Here is a 516-nt window from a genome sequence, read left to right as displayed (position 1 = left end):
TGTCCGCCCATGTCTTTTTGCATTTGGCTCAGCAGCGCACATTGGTATTGTGGCTGAGTTATCTCTGTCCAAATTTGACCAATCGATGGCGCAAGCGTATTGATGTCGATGCCTAGCGCCAAGCTAAAGAAGCTCTTATCGCTGTTAGACTCGGTTAACACACCACGAATCGATTTAAGCGCATCGACGATGACTTTGTTCTTCGACTCAACAACAAAGCCGCCTTTGATTGACGCTTGCTCACCGTTTAGCTTGTACTCCGCAAACGCCACCGATTGAGGCCAGTTTTCTGCAATTTGCGTAAACTCGTTATGACAAACTGGTGTGCGCATTTCCGTAATGTTTGGATCGACATTAAGACGAGTTAATTGACGAGCAAACATGTTGCCATCAACAGTGGTTAAACCTTTGATGATTTCACGATGGTCGATGTAGCCAAAAGAGTTGTTGTTTTTACCATACTGAGTTTGGATGGCTTCAGCACGACCGCTATCCGCTAATGATTGGGTTGGAGAC

Annotated in this window: 1 pseudogene; it reads right to left on the bottom strand. The window is 45.7% G+C overall.

Features of this window, described 5'->3' with window-relative positions:
• Nucleotides 1–516: pseudogene (locus R7Z77_RS28450) on the bottom strand (hypothetical protein); the annotation flags it as partial.

It is taken from the genome of Vibrio sp. 1401, assembly GCF_033340295.1.
Note: the sequence above shows the minus strand (reverse complement) of the source record. Positions and strands in the feature narration are given on the sequence as shown.